Genomic DNA, 17,443 nt, shown 5'->3' with positions numbered 1-17,443 from the left:
AGATCTGAAACACCAGAAACAAACTGTTCCGTCTTTTTTCCTATACCATAACTACAACCGTCTGCGGGCATTTTGTCTTGCCCGCAGACAGTTGTTGCAGAGAATAATATTAAAAAGCATAATAAATATTTCAGTTCCATATCTCAATTAAAAACAGATTTGTAACGCTATCCCTTGCCGGCAAGCAAGTTTTCCACCCGAAAGGGGAGTTGCCAAGTTCCCGCAACCGGCAGAAACAACAATCGCCTTCTCTTTCTTTTGGCCTGCACAGATAAAAACCGGTATGGCGGCTATTGCAATTCCAATGCCGGAATAAGCAATACCTTCCCAAACTTTCGTATCATGGCCATCCTGAAAAGAGAAAGTCCCTCCTATAATCCCACCGGCTATTGCAAAAACGCCGACTCCTAACCCAGTCCAGCCAATACGATTCAAAACTTTATATTTTTTCCAATACTTGGAATTTTTATCGTATAGAGGCTTAGGGGTATCGATCGTGTTTGGTGGAAACCACTGGCCCTGTCCATAAATATTTGTAGAAAAAAGGCATAAGATTATACCCAACGCCACAATTTTTGTTTTCATACGAAATTGTTTTTAACCGATTACTCCATAGTCCCATCTTTTATACCAATCGTTTGCTATGATAATTTGATTTAAAAGATTATGCACAGCCAAGGTATCAATTATAATCTTAGAAAAAAACAGCTAAACTCAATCTCTCGTGTTTCAAACCAATATTCGTTATTTTAGGAACAAATGACGATCGCAACAAGAAACAGCGTTTCCGCCGGGCTACCCTTGCCGTTTCTTCAGGTAGAAAAGGACAGCGACAAAAAGCAGTGCTGCTACAATGTATTTGATCAATTCTTTGTTTCCGGCTTTGCCTTTTACTTCCGGTATTTGCACTTTGTCGAGGTGGAAGGGGACCGGGATATATTTGAGAGCGGCCACATCCTGCCCGTTCCGCTTGGCGGGAATCCACAGGCCGTTGGTGCTTTCGATGAGGCGTATGGCTTCATTTCCCATATCGGGATCCGGACTCTTGAACGCACGGACATCCGAGACCGTACGGTCCGCACCGACCATACATGAAACCAGAACGAGCCCTTCCCTTCTTTCCGCATAAGCCTTGCCGGGATATTTCAGATGCTCTTTCAGGTATTTATTGAAAGCGATACTTCCCCCTTCGAACTTGGGGGATGCCATATCCGAACATTCTGAAAAGCCGGACGGATCATCGGTCACGGTCGTATCGAGCATATTATCCGAAACGAATATTTCGGGTAAAAAGAAAGCCAGAAGCAGAAGCAGCAACCCTTTCTTCTCTGTCAAAATTGATTCTTTCCTACGCATTATCTGTCATTTTTAGAATTGGAAATAAATAAACGGCTGCACGCCGGCACTCTTGAACTGCACGACAACGAAGATCGCAATCGCCAGCATCACCGCCTGCACAAGCAAAGGGGAACGGGTCACGACTGCCTGCAAGCCGTTTTCCGCTGATTTCGGCATGAAATGCAGGACATACCCCACCACCATCAAAACGAATACACCTTTATAGCCCATCACAAACTGCGTGAAGACCTCCGGATGGAAGTTCGTGAAAATCTGCGTCAGCATCTCGCCTACCACCTGCATCGAGTCGGCACGGAACAGGATCCAGCCGAAGCAAACCAGATGGAAAGTGACCAGGACGCCTAACACCCTTCTCCAAGGCTTCATTTCCGACCCTAACGGCTTGAAGCTGCTGAAATGGTTCATCATGAACTTATGGACGGCCAGCGAAGCCCCATGCCACGCACCCCAAAGGATAAAGCTGACCGAAGCCCCGTGCCAAAGACCGCCCAGCAACATCGTTACCAGCAGGTTGATGTATGTCCGTATTTTCCCCTTCCGGTTCCCTCCGAGCGAAATATACAAATAATCTTTCAACCACGAAGAAAGCGAAATATGCCAACGCCGCCAGAACTCCGTGATGGTCGCCGACTGGTAAGGCGAATCGAAGTTCACGTTAAAGCGGAAACCCAGCAGCAACGCGATCCCGATCGCCATATCCGAATAGCCGGAGAAATCGCAATAGATCTGCAAAGCATAGCCATACACGCCTAACAGGTTTTCCACCCCGGTGTAGAGCAAAGGAGCATCGAATATGCGGTCGACGAAGTTCAGGCTGATATAGTCGGATATGACGGTTTTCTTGAAAAGCCCGCACAAGACGAGGAAAAGCCCTTCCCCGAACTCCGCCCGCGTGACAATCGGCGTCTTATAAATCTGCGGGATGAAATCACGCGCCCGGACAATCGGGCCGGCCACCAACTGCGGGAAGAAGGAGACGTAGAAAACATAGTCGACCCAACGCCGGAGGGGTTCTATCCTGCCCCGGTACACATCGATCACATAGCTGATGGTCTGGAAAGTGAAGAAGGAGATGCCGACCGGCAGGAAGATATCCAACGGTTGGTAGGTTATGCTCTGCAACGAAGCATTCCCCATCTGGTAGCCCAATTCATGGGCGACGGTAACCACGATCTCCCGGAGGAAATTGAAGTATTTGAAATAGCCTAACAGCCCCAGGTCGATGCACAGGCTCAGAAGCACCCACGCCTTGCGCCCCCATTGGGAGGCGGTCCGTTTCATTAAGAGCGCGATGCAAAAATCGGACGTGGCAACGAAAAGAAGCAGGAAAAAAAAGAATCCGCTGCTCTTGTAATAGAAATAGATCGAGAAAAGCGTAACGTAGATAATACGTGTCAGCAGATGTTTCCTGAGCGACATATAAATAATGAGGAAACCGATAAAAAGGAAGAAGAACAATCCGCTACTGAATAATATCGGGGCGTTATGATGATAAGTCAATACATCCCCAAGTTTATCGAATGAGAGCTGGGACCCATATTCCCCTATTTTATTTATAAAATCATTCATCATCTTTTCTGATTTTCAACATTCAACTGATTATATGATTGCATCAGGGCACGGTATAACAAGATTCCTTGCTCGCGATAGCCTTCCTTTGTGAAATGGATGCGGTCGCGGCCCATCAACTTTTCTTTCTGCCATTTGGCACAAGAGCTTTTTCCTCCTGTGGAGGCAAACAAATCCCAGCAGGCAACACCTTCCTCGCGGGCCACTCCCATGATTGTTTTTGCGGCAAGCTGAGTGTTCGCATTGCGGACATACGTCCGTTTCTTGTTGACATACGTCCGTTTGTAACATTCCGGCGGAGTGGTAAGCAAGATAGCCGTATCAGGCATATATTTCTTGACGAGAGAGACGAACGCGCGTACTTGCCCGCCAAACTCTTCCGAGTTAAAACGGCGACCGAAAGTTTCGTTCGTACCCATCGAGATGATCAGCAAGGAAGGCTTCAGCAAAGCCAACTGGCGCACGTAGGACTCATCCGTGTAATTGACATACATCGCCCCGTTCACACCGACCGAATGATAGAGGACGCCCGGATGGCCGTTTGTCAGGCTGAAACCGTAATAGACATTCTTGAAGGAAGAGGCTGGAAGCAACTGATCCGTTCCCTGTTTACGCCGGGTACTATGAAGTTGCAACGTGTCCACCTGATAAGCGATACGAAACGTATCGGCCAGGACACCACCGACAGCCGGAGCCGTAGCTAACGAGGTCTTTACGGAATCTTTTATCGAACCGGCCGGCAACATCGGCATGGACTTTTCCCCCCGGTACAAGATCGCTTGGTTGAACGAATAGCCGGCCCCGTTGTTCGGTGCAATCCGGACATCTAAATTGATAGAGGGGGAAACAGACTGGATGCCGATTCCTCCGATCCCGACCGGGCATTTTTTATTACTCTGGATGCAACGTCCCGTCACCCATTCACGGACAGAAGAAGAGATGAAATAGTCATCCGGCTCATTCGTTTTACTCAATTTGAACGGAGCGATCCATCCGCGTCCGGCATTCCCGAACTGTTCCTGCAAAAGACGCATCACCTGGCCGGAATAATAACCGGCCTGTATGTGGGAGTCGCCTAAATGGACGATTGTCAATACGGTATCTTTCCCCGCCCTGAGCGAATCCAATCCGGCGAAGAAGGGCTGCAACAAAGAGGGTGACTGGATCGAATCGACCTCTCGCCCGATCGAATAAGAACGGGAAGGGAGCGGGATCGTGTCGCTCCCCCCCATTTCCTGCGCTTGACGCGGGATCGCCAAAGAGCTGGCAGGATAAGGATCGTTCTTTTGCGATCCCGCGTCAAGCGCGGGAAATGGAAGTTTTCCTTTTGCACCGGCGGCGCTGACGGCCATTAACACCAGGCAAGCCGATAGGCTAACGAGCCACTTTGTCTGCTTCATCATAAAACTCTTTTTCTAATAATATTGCTTTCAACAAGGCAGAAGCGATCTCTTTTCCTCCCCTGAAACTCAAATGCGTATAATCTTTGCTGGCCCAGTTGTTCTCCACAAAACGAACCATGCTGTTCTCTCCTCCCATCGCCCCGAAGACATTCCAGAAAGCGACACCCGAACGACGGGCTGCCTGCCGCTGTGCGTGCAACAAGGCCAGTACGGCGGGCATCGTCTCGAATGTCCCGTCCACCTGCCGGCTCCTGTCCGAAACGCCCAACATCAGGATATCGGCATCGGGGAAACAGACGCGCACGTGGCGTACGGCTTCTTCCATCCGCTTGGCGTACCAGCCATACTGCAAGATGCTGTCGCTGACGATATTCAACCCGTACTGCAAAACGACCAGGTCGTACGGGCGAATCGCATTCAACTCCCGGCAACGGGCACTGTCCAGCCTCGAAAGGATCATGCCCGAATTGCCACGCAACGAATAATTGTCTACTGTCACCCCTGAATTATCTTCCAGTGCGACTCCGAGAACCCGGAAACCTGCCGTATCGGTAAAACTGAAAGAGGCTTCCGTAAAAGTCCCTGTTTGTTCGTATTGCGTGATAACGGATGTCGGTTCCAAGGTTTCGCGGATCGTATCCTGCGTACCGTTGCAAACCAAAGCCATCCGTGTGCGGGTATTCTTTTCATACAAGAGCTTGAGGGAAGAAACAGTTTTCAGTTCCGGGAAGCGGTCTGTCGTCTTGACCGAGATAGACGGCTTCTCTCCTTTCGGTTCGAACGTCATTCCGGAAAGCGTATACCGGTGATGGTGGTCTGTCAGCATGGACCGGGTGGTCCAGCCTTCCGCTTTTTGCTCGATCGTCGGACGGAACTGGGCGGCTACCGATGTAACCGGGACGAAACCGACTCCGCGACCTCCGAACTTCTCCTGCATTCCCGAACGGAAATCAGCCACCACGATATCTCCTTCGATAAACGAATCGCCCAAAAAGGCGACACGCACCGGGTGACCCGCCTGCCTGCTATTTCTTAAAGCGGCAAAGAACCGTTTCAGGCCGATGTGGCCGACGGAGTAATCCTCGATGCGCGTTCCCAGCGAATCGGCCCCCTTATCCGCGTACATAACCTTGTAGAGCGAATCGCGCAGTTCGAGGGCGACAGAATCGATACCGGTCGTTTTCAGGATCGAATCGCGTACGGCAGCCGAATCTATCCGGATCGTATCCGGTTGTTCAAGCTGCATACGCAAGGAATCCATAGACAGGGATTCAGGCTTTACCCTGAGATCGGAGAGCAAATCAACCTTTTTTATCTTCATCCCGAACAGCTGGTCCGGTAAATAATATAGCCCTAAACAGATACCTAATGAAATAAGAAGCAGGAGCAAAAGCCTGCCGAAATTATTATCTTTATTCATCTAACCTTTTCTTTTCGAAGGTACAAAGATAAGAAACAAACGCAATTTATTACTAATTCGCCCGTTTCATAAATATTCATTCATATTAAAATGATGATTTATTTTAGGCACGGATTACACGGATTAACACGGTTTTTGTTTTAAATCCATATATTATCCGCGAAATCCGTGTAATCCGCGCCTAATTATTGTACGATAAATCAACATTTTACAATGAATGGCTATTTAACAACAATAAAATAACGATAGAATGGAAACACCGAAAAACAAAAGTTGGAAAGTGCTGAAAAGTGAATACCTGTCCCGCCAACCTTGGTTTACCGTACGCAGGGAAGAAGTGGAATTACCGAACGGGAACAAAATTCCCGAATATTATATTTACGAGTATCCGGAATGGATCAACGTGATCGCAATCACCAAAGAGCAGAAATTCGTATTTGTAAGACAATACCGTCATGGCCTGGGTATCACGGCCTACGAACTTTGCGCCGGTGTCTGCGAAAAAGAAGACGCTTCCCCACTCGTCTCCGCCCAGCGGGAATTGCTCGAAGAGACCGGCTACGGCAACGGGAATTGGAGCGAACTGATGGTAATAGGCGTCAATCCGAGCACCCACACCAACCTGACTTATTGCTATCTCGCCACAGATGTCGAACCGGTCACGGCCCAGCACCTTGAAGCGACAGAAGACCTGAGCGTCCATCTCCTGACTCTCGACGAAGTAAAAGAATTACTCCTGAACGACCGGATCAAACAAGCGCTCCATGCCGCCCCGCTCTGGAAATACATGGCGATAAACCATTTGATTTGAGAAATCAGAGCGGCTGGCATTCCGGACAATAATAAACCGAACCTCCCATATAGGCTTCCTTTGTGATGATCCCTCCGCAACACGGGCAGGGAGAAGTGTACGTGTTTTTGGACAAGACGGACCGGTAACGGCCTTTGTCCCCTAAAAAATCGGTTTCCGTATCACGCCCTCCTCCATCGACCATTGCCTGCAAGGTATTTTTAAGGGATTGGAACAAGGTTGCCTTTTCGGGATCGGATAAAGAGAATATTTTCCGTTTCGGATGCAGTTTCGCATGAAAGAGAATATCCTGCAATACGCCGTTCCCAAGACCGGGAATCCGCTGTTCCGTCGCCAGAAACGCTTTCGCCGATATGTTCTTCTTTTCAGCGGCAAACATCTGTTCGAAACAGGCTTCATCGAACTGCTCGCTCAACGGAGAAACACTGTTCAGGCTCAAAGTCCGGTATTTGTTATCCAGCGTATGGCGGAAAACATAAATACCCCCGTACATACTGGTCGTGAAACTGACGAACGACTCGTCATCGAACGTGAGCAGCATCTGATACTTGGGCGGAACCGGATCGCCCGGACGCCCATAGCGCATGTTGATTCCGTCGAAAATGCTCAGAAAGACATCTTCATCCAAACTGACATCCACAAAAATACCTTTTCCTGTGGCCGACTTCACTTCCCTGCCAGCCAACAGATCCCTGTATTCATCCGGATTCCCATTGAAAAAGGTAAACTTGTGCAGATGGGTAGCGCCATACACATTTGTCACTTTGCGCCCGGCAAGAGTTTGCTCCACCTGACGGCCAATCGTAATCGCTTCGGGTAATTCAATCATAATCCCTCATTTTTAATGACGCTAAATATAAGACTATTTTCTTATCCGAAGCGAACATACGCGGACAAACCGTAAAAATAGTGATTAATCCGAGTTCTTATTGTTCATTTTTCAAAAAATACCCATTCGTCCAAATCGAAACACATGGGCATGAAAATAGATTTTCATACCTGTGAAAATAGAATTTCCCGCAAGGGTAATATTTTTTAATAATCTTATACAAGCTATAACGCTGATTTTCAACAGATGTCAAAATAACGTTTTCCAGGGGGATATTGTCATATTTTTCTAATTCTGCATAACGGCGTATTGCATAATCCCGAAAAAGCATTATTTTTGTTCGCATTAGCAACATATCACCAATGAAGTTCAAACTTAGTATCATATTCGCGTTATTTCTTACCATATTTTGCGCCAACCGGTTACAGGCCCAGGAGAAAGCATTTCCAAAGAAAGGAGAAGGCGTCACCCTGTTCCTCAAACGCCACAACCGTACAGGCGCCGCATATCAGACACAGTTCATCGAGCTGAACAAAAACAAGTTAGGCAAAGGAAACGCCCTTCGGATGGGAGTCAAATATACGCTTCCCCCCTTGCAGGGAAAAGAAGCTGCCGCAGCCGCCTCCAAACGGGCGAACTATGAACCGTTGTTCGGCAAAGAACTGGCATCCTATAAAGTGACATCGTCCGAACTGAAAGGAGCCTGTTTCTACCTGGTCAGCGGACATGGAGGCCCCGATCCCGGAGCAATCGGACGGATTGGCAAAATCGAGTTGCACGAAGACGAATATGCCTACGACATCGTGCTCCGCCTGGCACGCAACCTGATGATGAAAGGAGCCAAAGTCCATATTATCATACAGGATGCCAAAGACGGAATCCGGGACGATAAATATCTGAAGAACAGTAAGCGCGAGACCTGCATGGGCAGCCCGATCCCCTTCAACCAGGTTCGCCGGCTGAAACAACGGAGCGACAAGATAAACGCCCTGTTCAAACAAGACAGATACGCCTACAAGCGGGCTATCTTCGTACATGTGGACAGCCGGAACAAAGGCCATCAAACCGACGTTTTCTTCTACCACCAGGACAAGAATTCCGAAAGCAAGCATCTGGCAAAAACCATGCGGACGACTTTTACACATAAATATAAGAAGCACCAGCCGGGACGCGGATTTACCGGGACGGTGGACGGGCGCAATCTGTATGTGCTGCGACATACGACACCGGCCTCCGTTTTCGTCGAGTTAGGTAATATCCAGAACAGTTTCGACCAGCAACGGATCATCCTGAGCGATAACCGTCAGGCACTCGCAAACTGGCTTTGCGAAGGATTTGTCACCGATTACAACCGTTATAGGAAAAAAACACGGTAAAAAATGACATCCAATCGTTAAATAGATTACATTTGCATAAGAAACTAAATAAAACATCGTTTTAAACATACCATGAGTAATCCGTATATATCCCCGTTCGCGAAACCCGTATATGTAATGTTGAAGCCCGTCGGTTCGGTTTGCAACCTGGCGTGCGAATACTGCTATTACCTTGAGAAAGGGAAACTTTATCCTGAGGTGAAGAATCATATCATGAGCGAACAGTTACTGGAAAAATTCATCAAAGAATATCTGGAATGTCAGACGATGCCGCAGGTTCTCTTTACCTGGCACGGGGGTGAAACGCTGATGCGTCCGATCAGTTTCTACAAAAAAGCGCTCGAATTGCAACGCCGGTATGGCCGCGGACGCCAGATCGACAACTGCATCCAGACAAACGGGACGCTGCTGAATGATGACTGGTGCCGTTTCTTCAAGGAGAATAATTTTCTTGTGGGAGTTTCGATAGACGGCCCGCAGGAGTTTCATGACGAATACCGCCGCAACAAGCAGGGACTTCCCTCCTTCTATAAAGTGATGAAGGGAATCGAACTGATGAAAAAACATGGTGTGGAATACAATGCGATGGCAGTCGTCAATGACTACAATGTGGATTATCCGCTGGAATTCTATCACTTTTTCAAGGAAATAGATTGCCACTATATCCAGTTCGCACCGATTGTGGAACGCCTCGGATTCCATCAGGACGGGACATTACTCACCTCGCCGGAACAGCAGGATGCAAATATCAAACTGGCTCCTTTTACGGTCGATGCCGGGAAATGGGGAGATTTCCTCTGCGCGGTCTTCGATGAATGGCTGAAAGAAGATGTCGGTAATTATTATATCCAGCTTTTCGATTCCACGCTGGCAAATTGGGTGGGCGAACAACCGGGTGTTTGTACGTTAGCACGCACTTGCGGACATGCCGGAGTGATGGAGTTCAATGGGGATGTATATGCCTGTGACCACTTTGTATTCCCGGAATATAAGTTGGGAAACATCCATACCCAGACGCTTACCGAAATGATGTACAGCCAGCGCCAATTGAAGTTCGGGGCGGACAAATATGAAAAGCTCCCTACCCAGTGCAAGGAGTGTGATTACCTGTTTGCCTGCAACGGCGAATGCCCCAAGAACCGTTTCCTCCATGCGGCAAACGGCGAACCCGGATTGAATTATCTATGTAAAGGTTACAAGAAATTTTTCAAACACGTGGCTCCTTACATGGATTTCATGAAAAAAGAATTGTTGGCCGAGCGCCCGCCTGCGAATGTGATGCAATGGGCGAAGGGAGTTGATAATTAAAAATTAAGAATTAAGAATTAAAAAATAAGTTACAACGTGAAAATCAATAGACGTGATTTTATCAAAACAGGAGGTATGGTTATGCTTGGATCATTAGCGGCTCCCTCATTCCTGGGAAGTTGTGCCGGAAATGGAGCAGATCAGGCTACCGGTATCTCATTCGCCCAGAACCATTTTGGTGTCAGTGAAAGCGACATGAAGAAAGTGCTGACAGCAGCACTTGAAAAAGGCGGCGACTATGCCGATCTTTTCTTTGAACATTCCTACCGGAATAACATCGGATTGCAGGACGGAGCCGTAAACCGCGCTTCCTCCAATATCGATTTCGGTATGGGCGTACGCGTATTGGCCGGCGACCAGACCGGTTATGCGTATGTAGAAAACGTAACTCTCGACGAGATGCTGAAAGCAGCCCGCACGGCAGCCCGTATCGCAACCGGCTCGGCAGGAAAAGCTCCGGCGGGCCTGACGGAGGAACCGATCCTGAATAATTATTACGGCGTACAGACTCCCTGGGACGAACTCGCCGTAAACGCAAAGACTCCGTATCTTCAGAAACTGAACGACCAGATTTTTGCGCTCGACAAACGGGTACACAAAGTGATGGCTTCGTTGGGAGACACGACTTCCCACATCTTGTTCTGCAATTCCGAAGGACAGATGTACTACGACTATCGCCCGATGGTGACGCTCAGCGCAGTCTGCATCATGGAGGACAACGGGAAGATCGAAAATTCGTACGCATCCCGCGCTTTCCGTATGGGAGCGGAATTTCTGACAGACGATATCATTGCCGAAGTTGCCAAGGAGGCGGTGGAGAAGACCTCCATCCTGTTCCAGGCCATCAAGCCTAAAGGAGGCGAAATGCCGGTCGTAATGGGCGCCGGAGGTTCCGGTATCTTGTTGCACGAAGCAATCGGCCATGCTTTCGAAGCCGACTTCAACCGCAAGAATACGTCTATCTTCTCCGACCAACTGAACAAGAAGGTTTGTAACGAACATATCAATGTGGTGGACGACGGTACGATTCCTTTCAACCGCGGCTCTGTCAATATCGACGACGAAGGCATTGCCGGACAGAAGACCTACATCGTGAAAGAAGGCATCCTGACCAGCTATCTGCACGACCGTATCAGTGCCAAGCATTACGGTATTCCGTCAACGGGCAACGGCCGCCGCGAATCATTCCGCCAGATGCCGATCCCGCGTATGCGCGCTACCTATATGGAAGCCGGAAACGTGACGGAAGAAGAAATGATCTCGACCGTGAAGAAAGGTATCTATGCCTCCAGCTTCACCAACGGACAGGTACAGATCGGTGCGGGTGACTTCACCTTCTTCGTGAAAGACGGTTACCTGATCGAGAACGGCAAACTGACACAGCCGATCAAGGATATCAATATCATCGGTAACGGCCCGCGCGCATTGGCCGATATCACGATGGTCGGAAACAATTATAAGATGGATAACGGAACCTGGACATGCGGCAAGGACGGACAATCCTGCCCGGTAACCTGCGGTATGCCGTCAGCCTTAGTTAGTAAACTTACAGTAGGAGGAGAAAATTGATATGATAACAAACGAAAATAAAAAGCTGGCTCAGTGGGCCATGGAATTTGCCCTGAAAAACGGCTGCCAGGCTTCACGTGTAAGTATCTATAACGGATCGAGCAGTTCTTTCGAAATACGCGACATGAAAATGGACCGTTTGCAACAGGCATCGGAAAACAGCTTGGTGATCCATTTGTATGTCGACGGACGTTTCGGTTCCTTCTCTACCAACCGCTTGGATAAAAAGGAACTGGAAGGTTTCATCCGTAACGGTATCGCCTCCACTCGCTTTTTAGCGGAAGACAAGGCGCGTACGTTGCCCGATGCTTCCCTCTATTATAAAGGAGGAGGCGCCGACCTGAAGCTGATCGATCCGAAGTTCGACTCGATCCAGCCGGACGATAAAGTGGCGCTGGCTATGAACGTCTGCAACGAAATGATGGGAAAAGACGCCCGTATCATCTCTGCCAATTCATCCTACAGCGACGAAAAAGATTTCAAATATATGGTCGCCAGCAACGGTTTCGAAGGGGAAGCATCCGGTTCTTCTTTCAGCCTGGTTGCCAGCGTAAGCATCAAAGGCGAAGGGGACGCCCGTCCGGAATCTTATTGGTTCGATTCTTCTCTTTACTACGATACGCTGGTTAAGGAAGGTTTGGGAACAAAGGCTCTGGAACGCGTAATGCGTAAATTAGGACAGAAAAAGGTTGCCTCCGGCAAGTATCAGATGGTTGTGGACAATATGAATTCCTCCCGCCTGCTCTCTCCGGTAATCGATGCACTGTACGGTTCTTCCATCCAGCAGAAAAACTCTTTCCTGTTGGATAAAATCGACCAGAAAGTCTTAGGCGATAAACTGACGATCATCGACGAGCCGCACATGGTGGGTGCATCCGGCGCCCGTTATTTCGACGGCGAAGGTGTAGCGACAAAGCGTATGCCGGTGTTTGAAAACGGTGTCCTGAAAACCTATTATATCGATACCTATTCAGCCAACAAGATGAATATGAAACAAACGATCGCCTCCCCTTCTATCCTGACCATGCAGATGGGAAATAAAGATACGGAGGGTCTGATCGCTTCTGTCGATAAAGGTATTCTGGTAACGGGCTTCAACGGCGGTAACAGCAACAGTACGACCGGTGACTTCTCCTACGGCGTGGAAGGCTTCCTGATTGAAAAAGGCAAACTGACACAACCCATCTCCGAAATGAACGCAACAGGCAATATGATCTCCTTGTGGGGCAATTTAGCCGAAGTCGGCAACGACCCGCGCACATTCTCCAGTTGGCGTGTCCCTTCGTTAATATTCGACGGAGTGGATTTTAGCGGACTATAAGAAACAAAATATATCGTAAAAAGGCGGGCTAATGAAAGTCCGCCTTTTATTTTTCCTGATTATTTGTTTCTTTCGATATATTACTTATATTTGTATCATTATTAATCAATAAACGAATTAACTATGAAGCGTAAAACGGGACAAGTATCGGTAACTCCGATAATCATCAATGAGAAACTTGGTGATTTCTTTATCGATATTGCCAAATTGGTCTTTGCAGGAGTTGTATTAAGTACGTTGTTGGACATAACAAGTGATAAACTGTTAGTTTTGCTTTTAGGCATCGGAGCAACAATTGGTTTAATGTTGTTAGGTTTTAAATTTTATAAAAATAAAGGAGGTAAATAATGGAAGCAATATATTTATTCAGCGGTCTGATATTATTTAGTATAATAGGAATTGCTATTCTTTCCTATCGGGAACGAAAGTATAAAAAAGAGCATCCGGAAGAATGTAATTAATAAAAAAAGGAGAAAGTGGCAATCGCTTTCTCCTTTTTCTCTATACTAACAGGTATATCGAGATAAAATGGCAGATGCTGCCTCCCAATACGAAGAAATGCCACACGGGATGCATATATTTATATTTGTCTAAAAAGAAAAACAGGCTGCCTACCGTATAAAACAGACCTCCTCCGATCAACCAATACAGGACATCCATCGAATCGGTTTCACGAAAGACATGCAACAAGGGTTTAAAGGCAATTACAACTACCCACCCCATAGCCAGATAACAAACCGTTTTCAGATGGTCTTTCTTTCTCATCTTCCGGAAACTCAGCCAGACGCCTACCACTGCCGCAATCCATACGATAGCGAATAGTGACCAGCCCCAATAACCTTCCTGCCGGAGAGCTACCAATGTAAAGGGCGTATAAGTTCCCGCAATATGCAGATAAATCGCACTGTGGTCGAACCGCCGCAAGAGCCTTTTCTGACGTGCGCGGTTCGAAGCATGGTAAAATGTAGATGTCACATACGAAAGTGTCATACAAACGGAATAGACAGCAAAACTGCCGACCGCCCAGGGATTGCCGCTTCGAATAGCCGCCATCATCAGAACAACGATAGCGGTTATACCGAAGAGCATCCCGGCGCCATGTGTCAAGACATTGGCTACCTCTTCACCGTATGTTTGTCGTTTCCGGGCAATCATCCGCTTATAATTGTTCAGCCTTGAACCCGGCCTCTTTTACTGCTGCAATCACTGTAGCAGGAGCAATATCGACTTTCACTTCCAATACCTTATTCGGATCGGCCAGATCGATCGACCAGTCATCCGAAGCCATTACCGTATTGAGCTTTGCACCTATTGCCGCTACACATCCGCCACACTTTGCATTTGTTTTAAATTTTGTTGTTGCCATAATCATTCTAATTTTAAATTGTTATTTCATGAATTTTAATCGTAAACTATTCAATACCACCGATACGGAACTGAAAGCCATTGCAGCACTCGCCAGCATCGGATTCAACAGCAGTCCGTTTATCGGGAACAAAACGCCCGCAGCCAACGGAATGCCGATCACATTATATATAAATGCCCAGAACAAGTTCTGATAAATCAGGCGGACCGTCTGTTTGGACAAACGGATCGCATCGGGGAGCAGCAACAGGTCGGACGTGATAAGCGTGACCATAGCCACATCCATTGCAATATCGGTTCCTTTTCCCATCGCGATACTGACATCGGCCCGTGCAAGCGCCTGCGAGTCGTTAATGCCATCGCCGACCATCGCCACCTTCTTTCCTTGTTGCTGTAAAGATACGATATATTCCTCTTTATCGTTCGGCATTACCTCCGCCTTATAATGATCGATACCCAATGTTGCGGCAACCCGTTCGGCAGTCCGTACACCATCGCCAGTGAGAAGATGTATTTCTATTCCCTGTTTTTTCAGCTCTTTTACAGCTTCGGCAGACGTCGGCTTGATACGGTCCGAGATTGCCAGCACAGCCAACAGGCGGGCATCCTGACCATAAAAGACAACACTTTGCCCCTCTTCCTGCCATTGCTCGATTTGTTTTCGCCCCTTTTCCGGAATACCGGCCTGGAATATTTCAAGTAATCCCTGGCTCCCTACCCAGTAGGTGCTCCCTTCGACCTGAATGCGTACGCCCCGACCCGTCAGGCTCTCGAAATTTTCAGTCTCACAGACCTTTGCCCCGGAGTCTTCCAACCAACGGATAATAGCGGAGGCCAAAGGATGTTCGGACTTTTGTTCAGCCGTGTACAGGATATCTAAATAACGGGTATTATCGTCTGAAATCCAGTATGAATCCGTGACAACCGGTACACCTTCCGTCAATGTCCCGGTCTTATCCAAAACAACCGTATCGACCTTGCATAGATTTTCCAGTGCAAAGGCATCCTTTATCAGGATATGCCGTTCGGCTCCTTTTCCCATTCCGACCATCAAGGCTGTCGGCGTAGCCAATCCCAACGCACACGGGCAAGCAATAACCAGAACCGAGACGGCAGATAGCAAGGCATACGAAAAATAGCCCGCTCCCCCTATCACCAGCCAACAAACGAAAGTGACCAGCGAAAGCAATACGACGACAGGGACAAATATACCACTTATTTTATCTACAATCCGCTGAACGGGAGCCTTACTCCCCTGTGCCGACTGTACCATCTGCACGATTTGGGCCAATACGGTCGTACCTCCGACACCTGTCGCCTCCATCGTAAAAGCACCCTTCTGGTTGATCGTTCCGGCCAACACCCGGTCGCCGGCATTTTTCTCCACCGGAATCGGTTCTCCGCTCAGCATACTTTCGTCCACTGAAGAACTCCCCTGCAAAAGCGTACCGTCCACCGGTATTTTTTCACCCGGCCGTACACTGACTACATTTCCGACCTGAAGAGTCGAAATAGGCACTTCCTCTTCTTTCCCGTCCGTTACCAAACGGGCTGTTTTAGGCTGCAATCCCATCAGCCCTTTTATAGCTGAAGATGTACTGTTCTTAGCACGCTCCTCCATCAGTTTGCCCAGCAAGACAAACGCTATGATCACACCTGAAGCCTCATAATAAACATGCGGCTCCAACCCTTTTTCCAGCCAAAATCCGGGACATAAAGTATTGAAAAGGCTGAACAGGAAAGCGATCGAAGTACTGAGCGCAACCAGTGTATCCATATTGGCCTTTCCCTTGAGTGCATGCCGCACGCCGCTCACATAAAACGAGCGTCCGAAAAACACCATAATAGCCAATGCCAACACCATCATGATCCAATTGCCAAACGGCATGTGCATGAACACCATTCCTAAAAGAGCCAGAGGGATGGACAAGGCCCATGCTCCTATGGTATTCCTCCTCAATATCTTATAATGCTTTCGAGCCATCTCCTCCTGCATAGCAACAGGATCTTCCGCTTCAACTATCAGATCATATCCGGCAGCCTGCACAGCTGCTTGCATAGCCTCCAAGGTGATAACAGACGGATTATAAGTTACCGCCAACGTACCCGCGGCGAAATTCACGGCTGCCTTCTCCACACCGGGCAATGCCTGCACCGTACTCTCCACGTTGCCCGCACAAACGGCACAACTCATTTCAAGAACAGGCAATACCTTTGTTTCTGTTTCTCTCATATCGCGTTTAAATGTCAAATTTATTTCATTAGTATAACAAAGATACGGTTTATTCGGTTATTTCGTAACCAAATAAATATTCTTTGATTTTAATAGAATTATTTGCAGAAAGGGGCTATTATTTAACATTCGAATATGCGACCTTTGTCCGTTGATCAAACGATTGACCGAATTAAAAAATTAAGACGTATGATACTTGATTCATTGAACAACACAGAAAAGATCGAATGCCTGCATCCTCTATTCAAAAAAGCATTCGACTACCTAAAATCGACGGACTTCTCTAAAATGGAAGATGGTAAGTATGAACTGGAAGGTTCTCGTTTATACGTAAGCGTTGTCAGTATCTTTGGTAAGGAAAAGAAAGATGCCGCTATCGAAACACATAAAAAATACATCGACATCCAGATGCCTTTGTTAGGTGTGGAGAAAATCGGTTGGAAACCGGGATGTGAGCTACAGGAAGAGTCAACCCCTTATAACGAGCAAAAAGACATTGCTTTCTATATCGACCGTCCTACAGCCCACACTAAGATCTATCCGGGGCAATTCGCCATTTATTTCCCCGAAGACGGACATGCTCCAGGCATCGGCCAGGGTAATATCCGCAAGGTGATTGTAAAGGTGCAAGTTGAAGAATAAAAATAAAGGGGGTGTATCATAATTCACAATAGAGCACGCAGATGACGCATCCCCTTCATTTTTTATACGCGAAACAGGCGAAAAAGCATTGACTATACATCAACTAAAGGAACAACGAACCGGGAAAACCTTGAACAAACCACGGTTCCTGCAAAAATATTCTTCAATATACTTTAATTTTCAAAAGTTTTCTCTATTTTTGCATTGACATATTCACAAAGGCACATATTATTCCAAT

Annotated in this window: 16 protein-coding genes; 7 read left to right on the top strand and 9 right to left on the bottom strand. The window is 47.6% G+C overall.

The features are described 5' to 3' along the window. Nucleotides 1-147: 147 nt before the first annotated feature. The 5 genes from H8S65_RS05545 to H8S65_RS05525 form a co-directional block, all read right to left on the bottom strand. Complete coding sequence (locus H8S65_RS05545; protein WP_186929012.1) at nucleotides 148-585, bottom strand: hypothetical protein; 438 nt, start codon at nucleotides 583-585, stop codon at nucleotides 148-150. A gap of 210 nt (nucleotides 586-795) precedes the next feature. Next, nucleotides 796-1,356 (bottom strand): energy transducer TonB, encoded by a 561-nt coding sequence (locus H8S65_RS05540; RefSeq protein ID WP_186929011.1) that lies wholly within the window; start codon nucleotides 1,354-1,356, stop codon nucleotides 796-798. A gap of 12 nt (nucleotides 1,357-1,368) precedes the next feature. Further along, on the bottom strand, nucleotides 1,369-2,928 hold the full coding sequence (locus tag H8S65_RS05535) for an MBOAT family O-acyltransferase (protein WP_186929029.1): 1,560 nt from the start codon (nucleotides 2,926-2,928) through the stop codon (nucleotides 1,369-1,371). Further along, nucleotides 2,928-4,331: a GDSL-type esterase/lipase family protein gene (locus H8S65_RS05530; RefSeq protein WP_186929010.1), complete on the bottom strand. Its 1,404-nt coding sequence runs from the start codon at nucleotides 4,329-4,331 to the stop codon at nucleotides 2,928-2,930. Before H8S65_RS05530 ends, H8S65_RS05535 begins: the two co-directional genes overlap by 1 nt. After that, complete coding sequence (locus tag H8S65_RS05525; RefSeq protein WP_186929009.1) at nucleotides 4,303-5,751, bottom strand: SGNH/GDSL hydrolase family protein; 1,449 nt, start codon at nucleotides 5,749-5,751, stop codon at nucleotides 4,303-4,305. The genes H8S65_RS05530 and H8S65_RS05525 overlap by 29 nt, the downstream gene beginning before the upstream one ends. Nucleotides 5,752-6,001: 250 nt before the next feature. On the opposite strand from H8S65_RS05525, the gene H8S65_RS05520 reads away from it, so the two are divergent. Next, a complete protein-coding gene (locus H8S65_RS05520) occupies nucleotides 6,002-6,562 on the top strand; it encodes an NUDIX hydrolase (RefSeq protein WP_186929008.1) in 561 nt (186 codons plus the stop codon). A gap of 4 nt (nucleotides 6,563-6,566) precedes the next feature. On the opposite strand, the gene H8S65_RS05515 is transcribed toward H8S65_RS05520, so the two are convergent. After that, nucleotides 6,567-7,391, bottom strand: coding sequence for an endonuclease VIII (locus tag H8S65_RS05515; protein WP_186929007.1), 825 nt, complete (start codon nucleotides 7,389-7,391; stop codon nucleotides 6,567-6,569). A gap of 362 nt (nucleotides 7,392-7,753) precedes the next feature. Here H8S65_RS05515 and H8S65_RS05510 point away from each other — a divergent pair, with 362 nt between their 5' ends. From H8S65_RS05510 to H8S65_RS05490, 5 genes are all read left to right on the top strand, one after another. Further along, entirely contained in the window at nucleotides 7,754-8,767 is a 1,014-nt protein-coding gene (locus tag H8S65_RS05510) for an N-acetylmuramoyl-L-alanine amidase family protein (protein WP_186929006.1), read from the top strand. Between the two features lie 72 nt (nucleotides 8,768-8,839). Continuing rightward, entirely contained in the window at nucleotides 8,840-10,075 is a 1,236-nt protein-coding gene (locus H8S65_RS05505; RefSeq protein ID WP_186929005.1) for an anaerobic sulfatase-maturation protein, read from the top strand. A gap of 81 nt (nucleotides 10,076-10,156) precedes the next feature. Next, the gene (locus H8S65_RS05500) at nucleotides 10,157-11,644 is read left to right on the top strand and encodes a TldD/PmbA family protein (RefSeq protein WP_186929028.1); all 1,488 of its coding nucleotides are present in this window, start codon (nucleotides 10,157-10,159) and stop codon (nucleotides 11,642-11,644) included. A 1-nt stretch (nucleotide 11,645) separates the two neighbouring features. Further along, nucleotides 11,646-12,965, top strand: coding sequence for a TldD/PmbA family protein (locus tag H8S65_RS05495; RefSeq protein WP_186929004.1), 1,320 nt, complete (start codon nucleotides 11,646-11,648; stop codon nucleotides 12,963-12,965). A gap of 123 nt (nucleotides 12,966-13,088) precedes the next feature. Then, nucleotides 13,089-13,313: a DUF6722 family protein gene (locus H8S65_RS05490; RefSeq protein WP_186929003.1), complete on the top strand. Its 225-nt coding sequence runs from the start codon at nucleotides 13,089-13,091 to the stop codon at nucleotides 13,311-13,313. A gap of 153 nt (nucleotides 13,314-13,466) precedes the next feature. On the opposite strand, the gene trhA is transcribed toward H8S65_RS05490, so the two are convergent. From trhA to H8S65_RS05475, 3 genes are read right to left on the bottom strand one after another with little or no spacing between them, the layout of a single operon-like run. Then, nucleotides 13,467-14,120 (bottom strand): PAQR family membrane homeostasis protein TrhA, encoded by a 654-nt coding sequence (trhA, locus tag H8S65_RS05485; protein ID WP_186929002.1) that lies wholly within the window; start codon nucleotides 14,118-14,120, stop codon nucleotides 13,467-13,469. A gap of 4 nt (nucleotides 14,121-14,124) precedes the next feature. Further along, nucleotides 14,125-14,331 carry a heavy-metal-associated domain-containing protein gene (locus H8S65_RS05480; RefSeq protein ID WP_186929001.1) on the bottom strand — a complete coding sequence of 69 codons (207 nt, stop codon included), beginning with the start codon at nucleotides 14,329-14,331 and terminating at the stop codon, nucleotides 14,125-14,127. A 21-nt stretch (nucleotides 14,332-14,352) separates the two neighbouring features. Next, the gene (locus tag H8S65_RS05475; protein WP_186929000.1) at nucleotides 14,353-16,563 is read right to left on the bottom strand and encodes a heavy metal translocating P-type ATPase; all 2,211 of its coding nucleotides are present in this window, start codon (nucleotides 16,561-16,563) and stop codon (nucleotides 14,353-14,355) included. 189 nt (nucleotides 16,564-16,752) lie between these two features. Between H8S65_RS05475 and H8S65_RS05470 the strand changes: the two genes are divergently transcribed. After that, nucleotides 16,753-17,205 carry a NanQ anomerase/TabA/YiaL family protein gene (locus H8S65_RS05470; protein ID WP_186928999.1) on the top strand — a complete coding sequence of 151 codons (453 nt, stop codon included), beginning with the start codon at nucleotides 16,753-16,755 and terminating at the stop codon, nucleotides 17,203-17,205. The last annotated feature ends 238 nt before the right edge of the window (nucleotides 17,206-17,443 follow it).

The sequence above is a fragment of the Parabacteroides hominis genome (genome assembly GCF_014287585.1).
Classification (GTDB): domain Bacteria; phylum Bacteroidota; class Bacteroidia; order Bacteroidales; family Tannerellaceae; genus Parabacteroides; species Parabacteroides hominis.
The sequence above is the reverse complement of the archived record's forward strand: the minus strand, read 5'-3'. Positions and strand labels throughout refer to the sequence as shown.